Origin of the sequence: Ruegeria sp. HKCCA4633 (genome assembly GCF_013034605.1) — a bacterium.
GTDB lineage: Bacteria > Pseudomonadota > Alphaproteobacteria > Rhodobacterales > Rhodobacteraceae > Ruegeria.
The window spans coordinates 253,838-272,590 of sequence record NZ_WQGJ01000005.1; the positions used below are offsets into that span (position 1 = coordinate 253,838).

Below are 18,753 nucleotides of genomic sequence, written 5' to 3' on the forward strand. Positions count from 1 at the left end.
TACCCTATGTGCAAAGGGTGCGCGCCTTAGCTTTCGTAGTCAATCGCGTGGCGCAGCTGTTTTTCATATTCTAGCGCCTTGCCGGTGCCCAAAGCCACACAATTCAGGCTTTCATCTGCAATCGACACGGCCAGACCAGTCTGTTCACGCAGGGCCAGATCCAGATCACCCAGAAGCGCACCGCCCCCGGTCAGCATCACACCCCGGTCCACAATATCTGCCGCCAGATCGGGCGGAGTGGTTTCCAGAGCGGTCATAACCGCTTCGCAAATCTGCTGTACGGGTTCCGAGAGTGCTTCGGCAACCTGAGCCTGGCTGATCTCAATTTCCTTGGGTACACCATTCAGCAGGTCGCGCCCTCGGATGTGCATCGACTGGCCACGGCCATCGTCGGGCATACGGGCGGTGCCGATGGTGGTCTTGATCCGCTCAGCGGTGGATTCACCGACCAGCAGGTTTTGTTGGCGACGCAAGTACGAGATGATGGCTTCGTCCATACGGTCGCCGCCCACGCGGACCGAGCGGGCGTAAACAATGTCACCCAGCGACAGAACCGCAACTTCGGTTGTCCCGCCGCCGATGTCGACGACCATGTTGCCGGTTGGGTCGGTGATCGGCATCCCTGCGCCAATCGCGGCTGCAATCGGTTCTGCAATAAGGCCAGCGCGGCGCGCGCCCGCTGACAGAACCGATTGACGGATCGCGCGTTTTTCGACCGGCGTCGCACCATGAGGCACACAGACGATGATCTTGGGTTTTGAGAAGGTCGAGCGCTTGTGCACTTTGCGGATGAAGTGCTTGATCATCTCTTCCGCTGTGTCGAAGTCGGCAATCACACCTTCGCGCATCGGGCGGATGGCTTCGATCGAACCGGGTGTCCGGCCCAGCATCAGCTTGGCATCCTCGCCAACTGCGAGAACCTTTTTCACACCGTCCTTGACGTGATAGGCGACCACCGAGGGTTCAGACAGGATGACACCGCGCCCCTTGACGTAAACCAGCGTGTTTGCTGTTCCAAGGTCGATAGCCATATCCGCTGTGAACAGGCCGCCCAGATTGCCAAAGATCCCCATGTTTCCCCTGATCCTGTATGTCGGTTTTTCTACTGCCCGCGACTCGACGGTTCCGGGACGGATGACTTATAGGGTGCCATCACGCCCGGTAAAAGGGCTGATTCCGCGACAATCAGCACCTTTCCGCCTTATTGATTGGGACTTTAGAAGGCAAAATGCTCTCTTATCAACACATTTACCACGCCGGCAATCTGGCTGATGTCCAAAAGCACGCATTGTTGGCCTGGGTGCTGAATTATCTGACACGCAAGGACAAGCCGCTCAGCTATATCGAAACGCATTCCGGGCGGGGTTTGTACAAGCTGGATGCGGCCGAAGCCGTGCGCACCGGCGAGGCGGCTGCAGGGATCAAGCGTGCACAGCAAGAGGGTTGGTTCGGGGATGATCATCCAATGGCGCGCGTTTTGCACCGCGTGCAGGCGCGGCACGGTTCCTCTGCCTATCCCGGATCGCCACTGGTTGCGGCCAATCTGCTGCGGGATCAGGACAGCTTGCATTTTGCGGAACTTCACCCACAAGAACATGCCGCTCTGGCCTTGGCCATGTCGCCCTTTGGGGCCAAGGTTTACCAGCAAGACGGTTTTGCGCTGGCGCAATCCCTGCTTCCACCCACACCTCGCAGGGGTATGCTGCTGATCGACCCGAGTTATGAGGTGAAAACCGATTATGACCGGCTGCCCGGGATCATCGCCAAGCTGCACCGTAAGTGGAATGTCGGTATCATTGCGCTGTGGTATCCCATCCTTTCGGATAAGCGCCACCTGCCCATGACCCGTGCTTTGAAGTTGCAAAACTACCCCAAAGCTGTCTGTCACGAGGTGACGTTCCCTCCGGTTCGTCAAGGGCATCGGATGGTCGGCTCCGGCATGTTCATCATCAACGCCCCGTTTGGCATCGAAGACGAAGTGGAACGTCTGTCCACTTTGTTTGACCAGCTTTGAAAAGAAGTTGGGCCCGGCAGCGCGCCATAAGCGCGCTGCCGGGCCCAAAGCCCAAGAAGGGACGGCGAAGCCGGGCCGCCGCGGGTGCGGGAGCCCTTGGGCCGTTCAGGTCAGGTCTTTATAGCTGATCTCACGCGTATCAGCACCGGGACCCGCTTTTTCGCGCCGTACGATCAGGCGGTTCAGCGCGTGGATATACGCTTTGGCCGAGGCCACCACCGTGTCTGTATTGGCTGACTGGCCTGTGGCGATCATTCCATCCTCGCTCAGGCGAACAGACACTGTGGCTTGCGCATCGGTGCCTTCGGTGACCGCATGAACCTGATACAGCTGAAGGCGGGCGGTGTTGGGATAGATTGCCCGTATCGCTTTGAAGGTCGCGTCCACCGGTCCGTCACCATGTTCAGTGGCGATAACGTCCTTGCCGTCCATTTCCAACTCGACCGTGGATTCCGCCTGACCACCTGTACCGCAGGTCACTTTCATCGAGACAAGCTGAAGATAATCATCGTGATCATCCATCGTCATCAACGCGATGAGGTCGTCGTCAAACACCTCTTTCTTGCGGTCGGCCAGATCCTTGAATCGCACGAAGATGTCTTTGAGTTGGTTGTCACCAACCTCAAAACCCAAAGTCTCAAGCTTGTCGCGCAGCGCCGCGCGGCCCGAGTGTTTGCCCAGCGGCAGAGAAGTACCGGACAGGCCAATGTCCTCGGGGCGCATGATTTCAAAGTTTTCGCGGTTCTTGAGCATCCCGTCTTGATGGATGCCGCTTTCATGCGCAAAGGCGTTCTTGCCAACAATGGCCTTGTTGAACTGCACGTTGAACCCCGACACTGTCGCCACGCGACGGGAGATATGCATGATCTTGGTGGTGTCGATACCGGTGTGCCAAGGCATGATGTCATTGCGGGTGCGCAGGGCCATCACGACTTCTTCCAACGCGGTGTTGCCCGCACGTTCGCCCAACCCGTTGATGGTGCATTCGATCTGACGCGCGCCACCAGCGACTGCGGCCAGCGAGTTCGCGGTCGCCATGCCCAGGTCGTTGTGGCAATGGGTGGCAAAGATCACCTCATCCGCGCCCGGAACCGTTTCGATCAGGCGTTTGATCAGGTCTGCGCTTTCGACCGGTGCGGTGTATCCCACAGTATCTGGAATGTTGATCGTGGTAGCCCCGGCTTTGATTGCAATCTCGATTACGCGGCACAGGTAGTCCCACTCCGTCCGCGTCGCATCCATAGGCGACCACTGTACGTTTTCGCACAGATTACGCGCGTGGCTGACCGTTTCGTGGATCTTGTCGGCCATCTCATCCATTGTCAGATTCGGAATGGCGCGGTGCAGCGGAGAAGTGCCGATAAACGTGTGAATCCGGTTTTGCTCGGCGTGTTTCACCGCCTCCCAACAGCGATCAATGTCGGCGAAGTTAGCGCGCGCCAGACCGCAGATGCGGCTATTTTTCGCGCGTTGGGCGATCTCGGACACCGCCTTGAAATCACCCTCGGACGCGATTGGAAAGCCAGCCTCGATGATGTCGACGCCCATTTCGTCCAGCAGCTCGGCAATCTCCAGCTTTTCGTCATGGGTCATGGTCGCTCCGGGGCTCTGCTCGCCGTCGCGCAAAGTGGTATCGAAGATCAAGACGCGGTCTTGGTCGGTCACGTTTGTCATGGGAATCTCTTTCTTGTCTGTCCTAAAGCCTTCTTGGCGCGCTGGCGTCCTCCTCTGAGCGGGCGCGCCGGATGGCACGCTCAGAGGCGGATTAGGATCAGTAGGCCACGCAGAGACGCACCGCGCATGGCGGTGTCGGCACAAAGGATATCTGCATGGTTGATCATGGGATTGAGGTTATACAGAGCCCGGCAGGAATGAAAAGACCAATTTGCGCCCGAGGGGTCCTGCGCTGGCTTTCTCATTCCAGACCAACTTGATTGTGCCCTCTGCGCAGCTAGCTGGATGCAGATGAAAACAGCATTGATCATCGGAGCCTCGGGCGGCATTGGCGCTGCGGTTTGTACTACCTTAGAGTCGCAAGGCGTCTCGGTAACGGGTCTGTCGCGGTCAATGGATGGGTTCGATCTGACTGACCCTGACCATGCGTTGCCGATCATTGATGGGCTGTCCGATCCCTTTGACTTGATACTGGTCGCATCCGGAGCGTTGGAGATCGAAGGCGCTGCACCGGAAAAGACAATTCGTGCGGTTTCAGCCAAGGCGATGATGGATCAATTTGCACTCAACGCGGTAGGTCCGGCTTTGGTGCTGAGCCGGGCACACAGGCTTTTGCCCCGCAAGGGGCGGTCGGTTTTTGCGGTTCTCTCAGCGCGTGTAGGATCCATCGCGGACAATCGGATGGGCGGCTGGATCAGCTACCGGGCCGCCAAGGCTGCGGTAAATCAGGTTGTCCATACCTCAGCCATCGAGCTGTCGCGGACGCATAAGCAGGCGATTTGTGTCGCCTTGCATCCAGGGACCGTGAAAACTGCGTTCACTCAGAAGTACTTGAATCGGCATCCCGCCGTCGAGCCGGAGGTCGCCGCCCAAAACCTGTTATCCGTGATCAATGGACTGACGCCAGAGGATACCGGCGGTTTCTTTGATTGGGCCGGGCAACCCGTTCCTTGGTGAGCGTTTACCCGTCGGAGGCCTCGGGCGTTTCGGCCTGATCATCCGGCGCGGGCTGTGGATCCGGCGTGTCTGACTCGCTTTGCTGGTCAGAGGCACGGCCCGGCAAGACTCCGTTTTCCCAAATACCAGTTTCTTCCTGCCCGTTGGCATAGCGCATCGTTCCGCTGCCCTGGCGCTTGTTATCGACAAAATTGCCTTCGTACACATCGCCGTTCGAATAAGTGGCGACGCCGACGCCTTCGATCTTACCTTCGGACCAGTCGCCCACGTATTTGAAGCCAGCGGGGGTCACGATTTCCCCTTTGCCATGTCGTTTTCCGTTCAGAAAATCACCGGTATAGATGGTCCCGTCGGAATAGGTCGCTTTGCCTTTGCCCTGGCGAACGCCATCGACCCAGTCGCCGTCATAGACCGAACCGTCCGCGCGTGTCACGACGCCCTTGCCATGGCTTTGCGCGTTCTTGAACTGGCCCTTGTAGATCATTCCGTTGGCATAAGTGGCCGTGCCCTGACCCTCGATCACGCCCGCGATCCAATCACCTTCATAGGTTGACCCATCAGGATAGGTGATGCGGCCCGTACCCTCGGCCAAATCGGCAACAAAATCGCCGACATAAACCGAGCCATCGGGATAAGTCAGCTCTCCCAGACCTTCGATCTGTCCCTGGTTCCAGTCGCCGGTATACACAAAGCCGTCCGTGCCGGTGAACGTGCCCTTGCCCTGGCGGCGATCATCGACAAAGTCGCCTTCGTACACGTCGCCTTGCGCGTGGGTCACTTTGCCTTTGCCCTGACGGCGCCCTTCTACCAGTTCGCCCTCGTAGACATCGCCATTGGCATAGGTCAGGCGACCGGTGCCGGTGATCTGATCCTGCGCCCATTCACCGGAATATATCATGCCGTCGGGAATGGTTTGCGTGCCCGTGCCATCGCGCAAACCTGCACTGACGTCGCCTTCGTACACGCTGCCGTCCGCGTAGGTGACTTTGGCCTTGCCCTGCCGCTGACCATCAACCCAGTCGCCATCATAGATGTATCCGTCGGGAAAAGTCAGAATGCCTTTGCCGTGCCGCTGGGCGTTTTTGAACTCACCTTCATAGCGCGTGCCATTTGCAAATTCTGCAACTCCCGTACCGTTGATCGACCCGTTGGACCATTCGCCGTCATAGCTGCTGCCATTGGCGTAAACGATCTTACCGCGCCCTTCGGGTTGGCCTTTGGCAAAACTGCCTTCATAGATCGACCCGTCCGGATAGCGGGTCAAGCCCTGACCCTGAATCTCGCCTTCAACCCACTGGCCCGTGTATTCAAACCCGTTGGGCAGCCTGTACGTCCCCGTCCCGTGACGCAAACCGTTTTCATAGGTGCCTTCATAGACGCCGCCAACCTCGTCATCTTTGACGATGACCGTTCCGTCCTGCGCAAACGCTGTCGCCGCGGACAGACTTAGCCCCGCTGCCAAAATCGAGTATCGGATCACGTTCATTTTCGGTCCTGCCTGCCGGGTCATCGCTGGTTGCATCTTTGAAAGCAAAACTAGGATACCGTCGAAGGCAGGGCAACGGCTTTTGCCGCATTGGCCTTTTACTCGCGCGGTGATCTGCTAAATGGCAATAGGACTGACGAGGCAAGAGGGCAGCATGGCCGACCGTTTCCGCATCACTTTGGCGCAACTGAACCCAACCGTGGGCGACATCGAAGGCAACGCAGACAAGGCCGTTTCCGCATGGGAGCAAGGCAAGGCGGCCGGTGCTGATCTGGTGGCTTTCCCCGAGATGTTCATCACCGGGTACAACACGCAGGATCTGATCCAGAAGCCAGTGTTTCACCGTGCGGCCATGGCGGCGGTCGAGGCGTTGGCCAAAACATGCGCAGACGGACCAGCGATTGCCATTGGCGCGCCTTGGGCGGAAGAGGACAAGTTGTTCAACGCCTACCTGATCCTCAAAAACGGGCGGATCACCAGCAAGGTTTTGAAACATCATTTGCCGAACGAAACCGTTTTTGACGAAGTGCGCCTGTACGATGCCGGACCGTTGGGTGGGCCGTATTCAGTTGGAAACTTCCGTATAGGCAGCCCGATTTGCGAGGATGGCTGGCACCCGGACGTCGCAGAAACGCTCGAGGAAACCGGGGCCGAGTTTCTGCTGATCCCCAACGGATCGCCCTATTTCCGCAACAAGTATGACGTGCGCCTAAATCACATGGTGGCACGGGTTGTCGAAACAGGTCTGCCGCTGATTTACCTGAACATGGTGGGCGGGCAGGACGATCAGGTTTTTGACGGTGCTAGCTTTGGCCTGAACCCGGGTGGAGAGCTGGCCTTCCGGATGCCTGTTTTTGACGAAACTGTCTCACAAGTGGACCTTGAGCGTGGTGACGATGGCTGGCGGATTACGCCGGCCGAAATCGTTCCTCAGCCAGATGTATGGGAGCAGGATTACCGCGCGATGGTGCAATCGCTGCGGGACTATATGGGCAAGACGGGTTTCAAAAAGGCGCTTCTTGGTCTGTCAGGCGGGGTCGATTCTGCCTTGGTGGCGGCCATCGCGGTTGACGCCATCGGGGCCGAAAACGTGCGCTGTGTGATGTTGCCATCGGAATATACCAGCCAGGCTTCGCTGGATGATGCCGAGGCCGTCGCCAAGGCGCTGGGCGTGCACTATGATTTTGTGCCGATTTCCGAGGGCCGGGCCGCGGTAACGAATACTCTGGCGCCTTTGTTTGCAGGGCTGGACGAAGGACTGACCGAGGAAAATATTCAGTCTCGCCTGCGTGGACTGTTGCTGATGGCGATCTCGAACAAGTTTGGTGAAATGCTGTTGACCACCGGCAACAAGTCCGAGGTCGCAGTGGGCTATGCCACGATCTATGGCGACATGAATGGCGGTTATAATCCGATCAAAGATCTGTACAAAACCCGCGTGTTTGAAACCTGCCGTTGGCGCAACGTCAATCATCGTGACTGGATGATGGGTCCCAAGTGCGAGGTGATCCGCCCGTCCATTATCGACAAACCGCCAAGTGCCGAGCTGCGCGCAGACCAGAAGGACAGCGACAGCTTGCCCGACTACCCGGTTCTGGACGGTATCCTTGAGATTTTGGTCGATCAGGATGGCTCAATCGCCGACTGCGTCGCTGCCGGGTATGACGTAGCCGAGGCCCGGCGGGTCGAACATCTGATTTACATCAGTGAATACAAACGGTTCCAGTCTGCCCCCGGTACGCGCCTCAGCAAGCGGGCGTTCTGGCTGGATCGGCGCTATCCAATTGTGAATCGATGGCGCGATCGGACCTGAAAACCAGGGGCCGGACGGCCAGTTTGGAAACAGTGTCTATAGATTAGGCAAAATTGTATCCCAAGTGTGAGAAATTGATTGTGATTTGAGGCGGTTACGGCTGCCTCAAGCTTGCCTGCGCGACATTTTTCTGCCACATTTTTGCTTAGAAGTTGCCCGATGTGGGGCGGGTGCGACGCAATTTAATCTGTACGCGTAAAATTGGTTCGCGGTACGAGCGACGCATCCCGGGTTAGATGTCTGAGTGAACGGTGTGGTGGTAAAATGTACAAGGAATATGACAATTCGCTTCATACACCTTTGAAATGGCGGTCTATAGAGACGCAGCCGCAAGAATTGGATGAAGAAAAGCTGGATGCGGCGATCGCCAATCTAATGGAGGAACAGCGAGAATTGGATGAGCTTGCTGCACTCAATTTCCGAACCGAGTTTCCGAGGTTGCTGCCGCAAAAGGAAGTAACAAATCAAGCGGCATCCAAACAAAACGGGTTGTCGGCGATCTTGCGCCAGAAATGGGCAGAGTTGTCCGGCGCGGCCTAATACGCTCGTTGCTGACACCGATTTCGGCACCTGGGCCACAGGTGTCGAAAATACTGCAACAACGCTCGGAATTCACATTGCCTATACGCGGCGGGCAGGTCTCCATACTGGTCCAAGCGACCGATGTAAGACCTATTGATGACCGCACCCAAACCGACCCCAGTTGAATCTGATCTGGCTCTGCCCAAACATGTGGATGTTGTTGTTATTGGCGGTGGCATCATCGGCGTTTCAACGGCATTGGAGCTAGCTGAACGCGGCGCTTCTGTTCTTTTGTGTGAAAAGGGTCAGATTGCAGCAGAGCAGAGTTCGCGCAATTGGGGTTGGGTGCGTCTGGGTATGCGAGACCCAAGGGAAATTCCCCTGATGCAAGAGGCGTTGCGCATCTGGCAAACGCTGGACGAGCGTTTGGGGCGCGAAACAGGCTATACCCAATCCGGCATCCTTTTTGGGGCCTCTGGCGCAAGAGACGCAGCCAACCTGCAAAAGTGGATGCGCCATGTTGAGGGATTGCAGACCGGGGCCAGGATAGTGTCCGGCGGTGAGCTTTCCGATTTGCTGCAAGGGCACCAAACAGGTTTGACAACAGCGCTTTACATGCCGCAGGACGGTCGTGCCGAGCCGCAATGGGCTGCTCCGGCTATTGCCGAGGCTGCACGAGACCGGGGCGCTGTGATCATGACGCAATGTGCAGTCCGCAGCGTCGAAACCAAGGATGGGCACATTTCCGGTGTCTTTACCGAGCGTGGAAAAGTGGTTTGCGGACGCGTCGTTCTGGCGGGTGGGGCCTGGTCGCGGTTGTTTGCTGGCAACGCGGGCGTCGAGCTGCCGCAACTCAAGGTTTTGAACACAGTGCTTCGCACATCCCCCGTGCACGATGGGCCTGGACCCGCGTTGTGGTCCGACGATTTTGCGATCCGCAAGCGCGCTGACGGCGGCTATACCATTGCGTCTGGCCACGAAAACACGGTGGACATTGTGCCCGACAGCTTCCGGCTTGCGAAACGGTTCTTGCCTGCCTTTGCGCAGGAGTGGAAATCCTTGCGCTTTCGCCTGTCCAGACGCTGGGCGATCGAAGCGCGACACGATCGGCACTGGCTGCCCACCGATGTGACCCCGTTCGAGCAGTGCCGAAATTTGGACCCTGAGCCATCGCAGAAAGTGTTGCGGCACGCTTGGAGCCGCGCCTGCAAAGGGTTCCCGGCGCTTATGAACAGCGAAGTTGTGCAAAGTTGGGCTGGAATGATCGACGTTACGCCTGACGCCATTCCGGTGATCTCAGGTGTTGATGAGTTGCCGGGCCTATTCATTGGCACAGGATTCTCTGGCCATGGATTTGGCATTGGTCCGGGCGCCGGACGGTTGATCGCCGATCTTGTCGCTGAAACGACGCCTTGCGTGGATCCGGCCGCGTTTCGCCTTTCGCGGTTCACCGACGGCTCGAAAGTGAGGCCGGATCCGGGGTATTAACGGCTTAGCCCATCATCTGATAGCTGACCGGGACAAAGCGGAAACCGTCGCCTCGGGTTTCGACAAAGCCCGCGCCGGGGAACGGCATGTGATAGCCGACCATCGGTACCTTATCTGCCGCCAGCATCCCCAGAACGTTGCGACGCGCGGCTGTTGCTGCTGCCTTGTCCATGTCAAATCGGACCTCCCATTCGGGATGCGCGAAAGACCAGACATAGTGGTTGGCCAGATCTGCCGTCAGGATAAGGCGCTGTCCGTTGCTTTCCAGATGATACACGGTGTGACCTGGCGTGTGGCCAAACGCGGCGACTGCCGTGATGCCTGACGTCACTTCGCCACTGTCGCCGATAAAGCTCATCTTTTCTGCCAGTGGGGTTACCTTGGCGGCCACCAGATCGCCGACGCGGTTGCCCGCCTCCTGCGCCGCCCAGAAATCATATTCGGGCGCAGCGGTCACGTAACGCGCATTTGCAAATGTAGGCGCGTCGTTGGTGGTCATGCCTCCGATGTGATCAGGATGCATGTGTGTCAGCACCACGACGTCGATTTGGTCCGGCGTCACGCCTGCATCGGCCAGAGCTGCCTGAATGCCACCTTGTCCCAATCCGGTGTCAAAAAGAACCAGTTCAGAACCTGTGTTGACCAGTGAAGGGGTAAAGAAAAACTGGGCTGCATCTGCCGGAATGAAATTGTCCGCTGAAACCTTGGCGAATTCCTCATCTGTCGCTCCACCGCCAAAGATCTCTTTGGCACCGTCGCGTGCAATGCTGCCATCCAGCAGCGTGGTTACCGTAAAGTCGCCCAGCGTGAAGGACTTGGCGATGGTCGAGTTTGCTTTGGTGCCCGAGCCTGCAGCCAGAAGCGGTGAAGCGGCAGACGCAAATGGCAAAGCTGCGGCTGCGCCCAACGCGGCGCGGCGTGTAAGATTGAAAGTCATTTTGGGGTCTCCCTTTAGGTGCCAGCGTGAAATAGATAGGACGGAACAGGGCGGCTGCCACTCCACGTTCGCGTGAGCGGGCCTGCGACTGGACAAAACACGCGTCTTATGACAAGAGCCGCGCCAACAGGAGACACCCATGACAACCACCCGTTTCGCCCCGTCGCCCACCGGATACATCCATGTGGGCAACCTGCGCACCGCCCTGATGAACTATCTGATCGCTCGCAAGGCGGGCGGTACATTCATCCTGCGAATTGACGACACCGATCCCGAGCGCTCGAAAGAAGAATATGTCGATGCCATCAAGCGGGATCTGGAGTGGCTGGGTCTGCACTGGGACAAGGTTGAACGCCAGTCTGAGCGCTTGGATCGCTATGCCGACGCTGCGGACAAGCTGCGTGAGATGGGTCGGTTCTATGAGGCGTTTGAGACGCCGACCGAGCTGGACTTGAAACGCAAGAAGCAACTGAACATGGGCAAGCCACCGGTCTATGACCGGGCCGCGCTGAACCTGTCAGATGCCGAGAAAGACGCCCTGCGCGCCGAACGTGGCAACGGTGTATGGCGCTTCAAGCTGGATCATGAGCGTATCGAATGGACTGATGGTATTCTGGGCGACATCTCGATTGATGCTGCTTCAGTTTCTGACCCCGTGCTGATCCGCGGTGACGGTCAGGTGCTTTACACGATTGCGTCCGTTGTGGACGATACCGAAATGGGTGTAACCGATGTGGTGCGGGGGTCGGACCACGTGACCAACACCGCTACGCAGATCCAGATCATCGAAGCGCTGGGCGGCCAGTGCCCCCGTTTTGCCCACCACTCGCTACTGACCGGCCCGCAGGGTGAGGCCCTTTCGAAACGTTTGGGCACGCTGGCGTTGCGCGACCTGCGCGAACAGGGCGTGCAGCCGATGGCTTTGTTGAGCCTGATGGCGCGTCTGGGGTCGTCTGACCCGGTTGAGTTGCGCTCGGACATGGCGGAACTGATCGAAGGGTTTGATGTGAACCGGTTTGGTGCGGCACCGACCAAGTTTGACGTACAGGACCTGTTCCCTCTGACCGCAAAGCACCTGCAATCGCTGCCGCTGACAGATGTAGCTGATGCGGTGGAAGACGCTGGAGTTCCGGCTGATTTGGCGGAACCCTTCTGGGCAATGGCGCGCGAAAACATCACCACTCTGGCTGATCTGAAAGGCTGGTGGGAACTGTGCCGCGATGGGGCCGAACCATTGATTGCCGATGAAGATCGAGAGTTTATTGCCGAAGCGGTCGCTTTGTTGCCCGATGGCCCGTTTGATGGCGAGACCTGGGGTACTTGGACCAAAGCGGTGAAAGAGGCAACAGGCCGCAAGGGCAAGGGCCTGTTCATGCCGCTGCGCAAAGCCCTGACCGGGATGGAGCGGGGGCCGGAAATGGCGGCTCTACTGCCCTTGCTGCAGGTGATCCGCGCACGGGGCTGAATGCTCCGTACCGAAACGGTATGAATTTAGAATTTGAAAGAGGCAGGAAATTCGTCTGCCTCTTTTTGTTGATGTGGCTGGATTATCTTTACCGATGCGCGCTTCAGGCGGTTATCTACAAATGCTGTCTCGTCAGGTTTGAGCAGTTGGTGACGGGGATATTTCGGCTCGGCCCGATCATTCACAACAGGCGCGTCCCAGCCGTCGGTTGTGGCAAAGAACCGGTCCGCACCATCTGGTCCAAACGCCCTCAGGTATCCCTGCACAACCACATCGATATAACTGAGCAGCAAGGGATGGTGATTGCTGGGCGCGGTGTGCCGGTCATGGGGCACCGCATAAACCGCGATTTCGACATCATGCGTCAGGGTGTGTGAAATCGAATTCGTTGCCGGAACCCGGTCATAGGCCCATTCCCGCTGATCCAGTGCGGCCCAGTCGTTTTTTGGCACATGCGCGATCATTCCTTCGATCTCAGCCTCGGGGTCGGGAACTGCGGTCAGGAACGCGACCGGGCGCAGATCGGTATGACGCCACGCCCGCCTCCAGCCTTTCAGTTTTGCCGGACGCGGGTCGGGAAAATCATGTGTGGCGAGGTTCACAAGGCTGCCATAGCCAAAGAAATAGGGGTCAGGCATGGATAAGGCGTCCTTTTGATCGATTGATGTATGTCAAACCGCTTTTTTCCCGGACATGCAATAAGGCTGCATCTTGAATTCAGGGAGGCCCTCATGCGGATTACGAAACGGACAAATATTGCCGTGCGCCTTTTGATGTATTGCGCAGCGCACCCGGACAGGTTGGTCACCAAGTCGGAAATTGCCGAAGTGTGTAACATTTCGGAAAATCATCTCGCGCAGGTGATCAACCAACTGAGCCAGTTGGACTATCTAAGCACACAACGCGGCCGCAATGGCGGCATGTCTTTGGCGCGCCCGGCGGAAGAAATTCGGATCGGCGCGGTGTTCCGGCATGTTGAGGGCGCCTTGCCCATTGCCGAATGTTTTGCGGATGCGGACAATACCTGCCCCTTGACGGATGCCTGCCGGTTGCGGTTGGCGCTGCAGGACGCGGCCGAAGTGTTTTACGCCTCTCTCGATGATGTTTCGCTGGATGCTTTGGTTTGTGACAATGATCCGTTGCTGAAGCTTTTGCAGCCCGTGGCCTGTGTGCGCTGAGCTTAGTCGCTGGCGCGCAGGATGCGGGCTGGCCGGGCCGAAAGCGGGCGCAGAGCAAAGGCAAGACCTGCGCAAAGCGTGACGCCGATCCCGGCCAGAACAATGCCCAACGCCGAAGACCAGATGATCGCAAAATCCGTCTCGAAAATGTAGGTGGCAACGGCCCATCCGCCCAGAATGCCGACCAGCAAGGCGACGCAGCCTGCGGCGGCCCCCAATAAGACAGAGCGCAGGCCAAAGCTGCGCAGGATGCGGCCCCGATTGGCCCCGAGGGTTTTCAGGATTGCCGCTTCGTATCTGCGGGCAGGTTCGCCTGCCGCTGCGGCTCCGATCAAGACCAGAAATCCGGTTAGCAAGGACACACCTGCGCCGTAAGATGTGGCGGCGGCGATACCGGCCAGCAGCCCTGAAACGCGGTCGATGGCATCGCGTACGCGAATGGCCGTGATGTTGGGGAACTGACCTGCGAGATCCCTGAGGATGGCAGCCTCGGCCTGCTCTTCTGCATAGACAGTGGCGATGAAACTATGCGGTGCACCGGACAGGGCAGAGGGGTTCATCGACATGATGAATCCCATTCCTGCGGTTGAGAAATCCACCTCGCGCAACGAGGTCAGCTCTGCGGTTATGTCGCGACCAAGGATATTGACGGTCAGTTGATCGCCAAGTTGCAGGCCCATTTCGGCGGCTTCTTCAGCGGCAAAGCTGACCTGAGGTGTGCCCGAATAATCCTCGGCCCACCACTCCCCATCGGTTACATTCGCGTTTGCCGGGGGTCGGGCAGAATAGGTGACACCACGGTCTCCTTCGAGCACCCAATGATCACCAGCCACATCACGGGCAGGGCGGCCATTGATCTGCGTGATGATCCCACGCAGCATTGGCGCGCTTTCGATGCGGCTGACGGCAGGGTCCGAGGTCAGGCGATCGGAAAAGCCGGGCATCTGATCCTTTTGGATGTCGACAAAGAAATATGAGGGCGCGACATCTGGTAGGTTGCCTGAGATTGCGTTGCGCAGCGTGCCGTCGATCTGTCCAACGGCGGCCAGAACGGACAAGCCCAGACCGAGCGACAGAACAACCGAGCCTGCGCCCTCACGCGGGTCTGAAATGGCGGACAAGGCCCATCGCAGGGCAGGGCGGCCGCGTGCCAGAGGAGCTACGGCCCGGGCCAGTTTGCGAATGGCATAGGCAGAGAGGCTTAATAAAACCAGCGCACCTACAAGCCCGCCGCTTGTCCAAAGGGTCAATCGTGTGGAACCGCTGAACCAGGCGGCAACGGAGACAAGCAATGCGAGACCAATTGCGGTGGCGATGACATAAATCGGGCGTGGGAGCGCTCGGGCCGTACTCAGCGCATCGCGAAACAGGGTTGCGGCCCGCACGTCTTCGGTTCTGGCCAATGGCCAAAGCGTGAACAGAAATGCGGTAAGCAGCCCATAGATTGCGGCCTCAATCAGTGGCTGTGGATAGAGCGAGAATACTGCCGGAACCGGTAACTGGCTTTCCAACAGAGGCGCCAGAAGCAGCGGAGCCAGCCCGCCCAGCGCCAGGCCGAGCGCAATTCCGATGACAGACAGCACGCCGATCTGAAGCATGTAAGTTTGAAAAATCGTTGCGCGATCAGCCCCCAAGGTGCGCAAGGTCGCCACGGTTTCTGTTTTTTGGCTCAGGTACGCGCGCACGGCGGCTGAAACGCCAATGCCGCCCACCGCAAGGCCCGAGAGGCCGACAAGAACCAGAAAGGCGCTCAGGCGGCTGACAAACTCGGAAATACCGGGGGCACCGTTGCGCGCATCGCTCCATCGCATTCCCGTGCCGTCGAAGGCTTTGTCAGCTTCGGCGGCGATTTCGGCAAGGACGATCGTGTCTGGCAGGTTCAAACGGTATTTGGTCGAAAACAGAGTGCCGGGCTCCAACAACCCAGACGTCTGTAGCGCCTCGGTTCTCACCAATGTGCGCGGTCCAAGGCCAAACCCATCTGCCGCGCTGTCGGGTTCGTTCACCAGTGCGGCTGTCAGGACAAATTCCTGCGCCCCAAGCTTGAAGCGATCACCAACGGCCAGCCCAAGCCGGTCGATCAGAACTTGTTCCATGACTGCTCCGGGCAAGCCGGATGTCCCGTTTAGGGCGTCATCCAGCGTTATGTCAGGATCCAGTCTGACCGAACCAATCAAGGGGTACGCAGTGTCGACAGATTTCACTTGCGTCAGTGCGCGCTCCGGTTCTTCGGCACGGGGCACAACAGCCATCGAGCGGAAATCGACGATCTCGGACACCTGCTCGGATGCTTGCTGCATCCAGGCGCGCTCGGCCTCATCTGCAAAGCGATAGGTGAATTCAAGCTGGGCGTCGCCGCCCAAAAGCGAAGCACCTTCTTGCGCCAATCCGGTTTGAATGGCTTGCCGTACCGACCCTACGGCTGCAATGGCTGCGACGCCAAGCGCCAGACAGGCCAGAAAGATCCTAAACCCCCGCAAGCCTCCGCGCAGCTCGCGACGGGCGAGCCGCCCCGCCAGTCGCAGGCTCATTCGGCGGCCTCCTGCCGAGTTTCTTCCGCAATCCGTCCATCGCGAAGGCGAACAACCCGATCGCAGCGTTCCGCCAAGGAACGGCTGTGAGTGACAAGAACGAGGGTCGCATCAAATTTCTGACGCAGTCCAAACAGGAGATCAACAATCGCAGCGCCGTTGGTTTCATCCAGGTTCCCGGTGGGTTCATCTGCCAACAAAATCTTGGGGCGCGGCGCTGAGGCACGGGCAAGTGCCACGCGCTGTTGTTCACCGCCCGACAGTTGCGCCGGATAGTGATCGCGCCGATGCGATAGCCCGACAGCGTCCAGCTCAGTCTCGGCCAGGTCGAACGCATCCCTGTGCCCTGACAGCTCCAGCGGTGTTGCGACATTCTCAAGCGCAGTCATGGTCGGGATCAGGTGAAAGTTTTGGAACACCACTCCCATGTTGTTGCGGCGAAAGCGGGCCAGTGCATCTTCGTCCATGCTTGTCAGGTCCTGATCCAGCGCGGTGATCTGTCCGCTGGTCGCTTGCTCCAACCCACCCATCAACATCAGGAGCGAAGATTTGCCCGAACCGGACGGCCCGATCAGGCCCAGTGTTTCACCCTTGGTCACAGACAACGTAATGTCATGCAGAATATCGACCCGCCCGGCATTGCCATCCAGCGACAAAGCAGCATTTTGGAGGGTGAGAACAGCAGATGTCATGGGTTTACCCGATTAAGGAGCGGTCCTTTGGGATATGGAGCGATCACCACATTGCGCAAGGCTTTGATGACAGGTCTGTTTATCTTCTGCGGTTTCACGGCCACAGCCGAGCAAGTGGTGATTGCCGCCTTAGGGGATTCGTTGACGCAAGGCTATGGGCTGGTGGAAGAAGACGGGTTTGTACCTCAGCTTGACCGTTGGCTTCGGGCGCAGGGCGCGGATGTGCAGATGATCAACGCCGGCGTTTCAGGTGACACAACGGCAGGCGGAGCTGCGCGGGTGGAATGGACCCTGACGCCGGATGTGGATGGAATGATCGTCGCCTTAGGCGGAAATGACCTATTGCGCGGAATAGACCCTGCAGTCTCACGGGCCAACCTGCGCGAAATTCTGGAGGTTGCGCGGGATGGCGGCGTTGTTGTTCTGCTGATCGGAATGCAAGCGCCGGGCAATTACGGAACGGACTACAAACAGGCATTTGACGCGATGTACCCCGAATTGGCGCAAGACTATGGGGTCTTGTTTGCCAGCAGTTTCTTTGAAGGGCTGACAGCCGAGGGCGATCCTGGTGCAGTGTCACAGTTCATGCAGGCCGACGGCATTCACCCAAATGCCGACGGGGTCGCCCGGATCGTGGATGCGCTGGGCCCATCCGTTCTGGAACTTGTCGGGCAGGCAGCGGCCCCCTGACTTTGATCAGACGACCGTGACCACTGTTCCGATTGGGACACGATTGTATAGGTCAATGACATGTTCGTTCAGCATACGGACGCACCCGTTTGACACTGCATGACCAATGGTTTGCGGCTGCGTTGTACCATGGATGCGGAAATATGTGTCGACGCCGTTCTGGAAAAGATACAGCGCCCGCGCGCCCAAAGGGTTATCTCCGCCACCGGGCTGCACATAGTCATTGTCTTTGAATTTTGCGTAGGTAACCGGGTCACGCTCGATCATTTCATCGGTCGGACGCCAGGTGGGCCATTCCTTTTTCACATCGATGGTCGCCGATCCGGTAAATTCCAGCCCCGCCTTTCCAACACCACAACCATAGCGGATCGCTTTGCGTGGTTCGGTCACGTAGTAGAGATAGAACGACCGGGGGGCGACCAGAAGCTGCCCAGGCACGAATTGCTTTTTGATGCGCACGAATTGCGGCGTCGGATCATATTCGACCGCTTTCTTGGCGCTGGCGATTCCCGGCAACAGGCTGGCTGCTGTTCCGGCCAGAAAAACACGGCGTGTAAACATGGAAAACCCTCATCGAATGACCAAGGAAACTTAAGAACAGTTTCAGTATGATATGATATTTGGTCAATTCTGGGGCAAACATCACGTGGTCGTGATGTGTTCCGGCCGCCACGCAGGCGGCCGGATAGAAAAGGGCAAAGACGCGCCTTACCCTTTTACCGGCTTAGGCCAGTTGGATGTTGTCGGCGCTTTCGCGACCGTCACGACCAGCGCGCAGCTCGTACGTGACTTTCTGGTTGTCGGCCAGACCGGTCAGGCCCGAACGCTCTACTGACGAGATGTGAACGAAGATGTCTTTGCCGCCATCTTCGGGTGCGATAAAGCCGTAGCCTTTGGTGGTGTTGAACCATTTTACGGTGCCTGCAGGCATATCCGTTGTCTCCTGTTTGGTGCTGCCCACGTGGATGCGGCAGCCTGGCGTCGTTGTCTGGATCGATAGACTGAGCGCCGTAAAAGGAGACAGTGGGTCGAAATAGAAAAACGTAAGCTCCCTTCATATGGCATTGAGGTGGCCGTGTGGCAAGGGATGATCGCCTGAATTGGACAGCGGCCCCAGAGCATATTGCAGTGATTCAAGGGGTCTTTGATCAAAGAGTGGGAATTGCCGTGCCTGGCTCATACGACCGGTGGTCGTCCCGGTTTCCGAATAAACGCATAATGAGACTATTGAGAATCGCAGCTTTGCTTGCGGCCCTTTTAGGCACAGGATCAGAGGTGTCTTGATAGGACGGTATCCTTTGATCTC

The 18,753-nt window shown here is 58.0% G+C and carries 17 protein-coding genes; 8 read left to right on the top strand and 9 right to left on the bottom strand.

Annotated features, from left to right (window positions below; translation table 11 throughout):
* Nucleotides 1-26: 26 nt before the first annotated feature.
* Nucleotides 27-1,073, bottom strand: coding sequence for a rod shape-determining protein (locus GOV85_RS14305; RefSeq protein ID WP_039523195.1), 1,047 nt, complete (start codon nt 1,071-1,073; stop codon nt 27-29).
* Nucleotides 1,074-1,228: 155 nt separating this feature from the next.
* Here GOV85_RS14305 and GOV85_RS14310 point away from each other — a divergent pair, with 155 nt between their 5' ends.
* Nucleotides 1,229-2,014: a 23S rRNA (adenine(2030)-N(6))-methyltransferase RlmJ gene (locus GOV85_RS14310; protein WP_171179256.1), complete on the top strand. Its 786-nt coding sequence runs from the start codon at nt 1,229-1,231 to the stop codon at nt 2,012-2,014.
* Nucleotides 2,015-2,119: 105 nt separating this feature from the next.
* On the opposite strand, the gene GOV85_RS14315 is transcribed toward GOV85_RS14310, so the two are convergent.
* On the bottom strand, nt 2,120-3,688 hold the full coding sequence (locus GOV85_RS14315) for a 2-isopropylmalate synthase (RefSeq protein ID WP_171179258.1): 1,569 nt from the start codon (nt 3,686-3,688) through the stop codon (nt 2,120-2,122).
* A 291-nt stretch (nt 3,689-3,979) separates the two neighbouring features.
* Here GOV85_RS14315 and GOV85_RS14320 point away from each other — a divergent pair, with 291 nt between their 5' ends.
* Nucleotides 3,980-4,645 (top strand): SDR family NAD(P)-dependent oxidoreductase, encoded by a 666-nt coding sequence (locus tag GOV85_RS14320; RefSeq protein WP_171179260.1) that lies wholly within the window; start codon nt 3,980-3,982, stop codon nt 4,643-4,645.
* Nucleotides 4,646-4,649: 4 nt separating this feature from the next.
* On the opposite strand, the gene GOV85_RS14325 is transcribed toward GOV85_RS14320, so the two are convergent.
* A complete protein-coding gene (locus GOV85_RS14325; protein ID WP_171179262.1) occupies nt 4,650-6,131 on the bottom strand; it encodes an MORN repeat-containing protein in 1,482 nt (493 codons plus the stop codon).
* Nucleotides 6,132-6,285: 154 nt separating this feature from the next.
* Here GOV85_RS14325 and GOV85_RS14330 point away from each other — a divergent pair, with 154 nt between their 5' ends.
* The 3 genes from GOV85_RS14330 to GOV85_RS14340 all read left to right on the top strand — a co-directional run bounded on the left by GOV85_RS14330 (nt 6,286) and on the right by GOV85_RS14340 (nt 9,954).
* Entirely contained in the window at nt 6,286-7,944 is a 1,659-nt protein-coding gene (locus GOV85_RS14330; protein WP_171179265.1) for an NAD+ synthase, read from the top strand.
* Between the two features lie 264 nt (nt 7,945-8,208).
* The gene (locus GOV85_RS14335) at nt 8,209-8,484 is read left to right on the top strand and encodes a hypothetical protein (protein ID WP_171179267.1); all 276 of its coding nucleotides are present in this window, start codon (nt 8,209-8,211) and stop codon (nt 8,482-8,484) included.
* Nucleotides 8,485-8,622: 138 nt separating this feature from the next.
* Nucleotides 8,623-9,954 (top strand): FAD-binding oxidoreductase, encoded by a 1,332-nt coding sequence (locus tag GOV85_RS14340; RefSeq protein ID WP_171179269.1) that lies wholly within the window; start codon nt 8,623-8,625, stop codon nt 9,952-9,954.
* A gap of 4 nt (nt 9,955-9,958) precedes the next feature.
* Here the strand turns inward: GOV85_RS14340 and GOV85_RS14345 are convergent, their stop codons facing one another.
* On the bottom strand, nt 9,959-10,891 hold the full coding sequence (locus GOV85_RS14345) for an MBL fold metallo-hydrolase (RefSeq protein WP_171179271.1): 933 nt from the start codon (nt 10,889-10,891) through the stop codon (nt 9,959-9,961).
* A gap of 139 nt (nt 10,892-11,030) precedes the next feature.
* On the opposite strand from GOV85_RS14345, the gene gltX reads away from it, so the two are divergent.
* Nucleotides 11,031-12,356 (top strand): glutamate--tRNA ligase, encoded by a 1,326-nt coding sequence (gltX, locus tag GOV85_RS14350; protein WP_171179273.1) that lies wholly within the window; start codon nt 11,031-11,033, stop codon nt 12,354-12,356.
* A gap of 26 nt (nt 12,357-12,382) precedes the next feature.
* On the opposite strand, the gene GOV85_RS14355 is transcribed toward gltX, so the two are convergent.
* On the bottom strand, nt 12,383-12,994 hold the full coding sequence (locus tag GOV85_RS14355) for a gamma-glutamylcyclotransferase family protein (protein ID WP_171179275.1): 612 nt from the start codon (nt 12,992-12,994) through the stop codon (nt 12,383-12,385).
* A 93-nt stretch (nt 12,995-13,087) separates the two neighbouring features.
* Between GOV85_RS14355 and GOV85_RS14360 the strand changes: the two genes are divergently transcribed.
* Nucleotides 13,088-13,534 carry an Rrf2 family transcriptional regulator gene (locus GOV85_RS14360; RefSeq protein ID WP_171179277.1) on the top strand — a complete coding sequence of 149 codons (447 nt, stop codon included), beginning with the start codon at nt 13,088-13,090 and terminating at the stop codon, nt 13,532-13,534.
* Between the two features lie 2 nt (nt 13,535-13,536).
* Here the strand turns inward: GOV85_RS14360 and GOV85_RS14365 are convergent, their stop codons facing one another.
* Both GOV85_RS14365 and GOV85_RS14370 read right to left on the bottom strand, forming a co-directional pair.
* Nucleotides 13,537-16,065: an ABC transporter permease gene (locus tag GOV85_RS14365; RefSeq protein WP_171179279.1), complete on the bottom strand. Its 2,529-nt coding sequence runs from the start codon at nt 16,063-16,065 to the stop codon at nt 13,537-13,539.
* A complete protein-coding gene (locus GOV85_RS14370; protein ID WP_171179288.1) occupies nt 16,062-16,757 on the bottom strand; it encodes an ABC transporter ATP-binding protein in 696 nt (231 codons plus the stop codon). The genes GOV85_RS14365 and GOV85_RS14370 overlap by 4 nt, the downstream gene beginning before the upstream one ends.
* Before the next feature lie 27 nt (nt 16,758-16,784).
* On the opposite strand from GOV85_RS14370, the gene GOV85_RS14375 reads away from it, so the two are divergent.
* Nucleotides 16,785-17,447 (top strand): arylesterase, encoded by a 663-nt coding sequence (locus GOV85_RS14375; protein WP_371810644.1) that lies wholly within the window; start codon nt 16,785-16,787, stop codon nt 17,445-17,447.
* 6 nt (nt 17,448-17,453) lie between these two features.
* Here GOV85_RS14375 and GOV85_RS14380 read toward each other — a convergent pair whose 3' ends face one another.
* The gene (locus GOV85_RS14380; RefSeq protein ID WP_171179290.1) at nt 17,454-18,008 is read right to left on the bottom strand and encodes a L,D-transpeptidase; all 555 of its coding nucleotides are present in this window, start codon (nt 18,006-18,008) and stop codon (nt 17,454-17,456) included.
* A 163-nt stretch (nt 18,009-18,171) separates the two neighbouring features.
* A complete protein-coding gene (locus tag GOV85_RS14385; protein WP_050604132.1) occupies nt 18,172-18,378 on the bottom strand; it encodes a cold-shock protein in 207 nt (68 codons plus the stop codon).
* Nucleotides 18,379-18,753: the final 375 nt, after the last annotated feature.

Excerpts from the sequence above, each read along its gene's own strand:
- GOV85_RS14305 (WP_039523195.1), bottom strand. The coding sequence starts at position 1,073 with ATGGGGATCTTTGGCAATCTGGGCGGCCTGTTCACAGCGGATATGGCT.
- GOV85_RS14310 (WP_171179256.1), top strand. The coding sequence starts at position 1,229 with ATGCTCTCTTATCAACACATTTACCACGCCGGCAATCTGGCTGATGTC.
- GOV85_RS14315 (WP_171179258.1), bottom strand. The coding sequence starts at position 3,688 with ATGACAAACGTGACCGACCAAGACCGCGTCTTGATCTTCGATACCACT.
- GOV85_RS14320 (WP_171179260.1), top strand. The coding sequence starts at position 3,980 with ATGAAAACAGCATTGATCATCGGAGCCTCGGGCGGCATTGGCGCTGCG.
- GOV85_RS14325 (WP_171179262.1), bottom strand. The coding sequence starts at position 6,131 with ATGAACGTGATCCGATACTCGATTTTGGCAGCGGGGCTAAGTCTGTCC.
- GOV85_RS14330 (WP_171179265.1), top strand. The coding sequence starts at position 6,286 with ATGGCCGACCGTTTCCGCATCACTTTGGCGCAACTGAACCCAACCGTG.
- GOV85_RS14335 (WP_171179267.1), top strand. The coding sequence starts at position 8,209 with ATGTACAAGGAATATGACAATTCGCTTCATACACCTTTGAAATGGCGG.
- GOV85_RS14340 (WP_171179269.1), top strand. The coding sequence starts at position 8,623 with ATGACCGCACCCAAACCGACCCCAGTTGAATCTGATCTGGCTCTGCCC.
- GOV85_RS14345 (WP_171179271.1), bottom strand. The coding sequence starts at position 10,891 with ATGACTTTCAATCTTACACGCCGCGCCGCGTTGGGCGCAGCCGCAGCT.
- gltX (WP_171179273.1), top strand. The coding sequence starts at position 11,031 with ATGACAACCACCCGTTTCGCCCCGTCGCCCACCGGATACATCCATGTG.
- GOV85_RS14355 (WP_171179275.1), bottom strand. The coding sequence starts at position 12,994 with ATGCCTGACCCCTATTTCTTTGGCTATGGCAGCCTTGTGAACCTCGCC.
- GOV85_RS14360 (WP_171179277.1), top strand. The coding sequence starts at position 13,088 with ATGCGGATTACGAAACGGACAAATATTGCCGTGCGCCTTTTGATGTAT.
- GOV85_RS14365 (WP_171179279.1), bottom strand. The coding sequence starts at position 16,065 with ATGAGCCTGCGACTGGCGGGGCGGCTCGCCCGTCGCGAGCTGCGCGGA.
- GOV85_RS14370 (WP_171179288.1), bottom strand. The coding sequence starts at position 16,757 with ATGACATCTGCTGTTCTCACCCTCCAAAATGCTGCTTTGTCGCTGGAT.
- GOV85_RS14380 (WP_171179290.1), bottom strand. The coding sequence starts at position 18,008 with ATGTTTACACGCCGTGTTTTTCTGGCCGGAACAGCAGCCAGCCTGTTG.
- GOV85_RS14385 (WP_050604132.1), bottom strand. The coding sequence starts at position 18,378 with ATGCCTGCAGGCACCGTAAAATGGTTCAACACCACCAAAGGCTACGGC.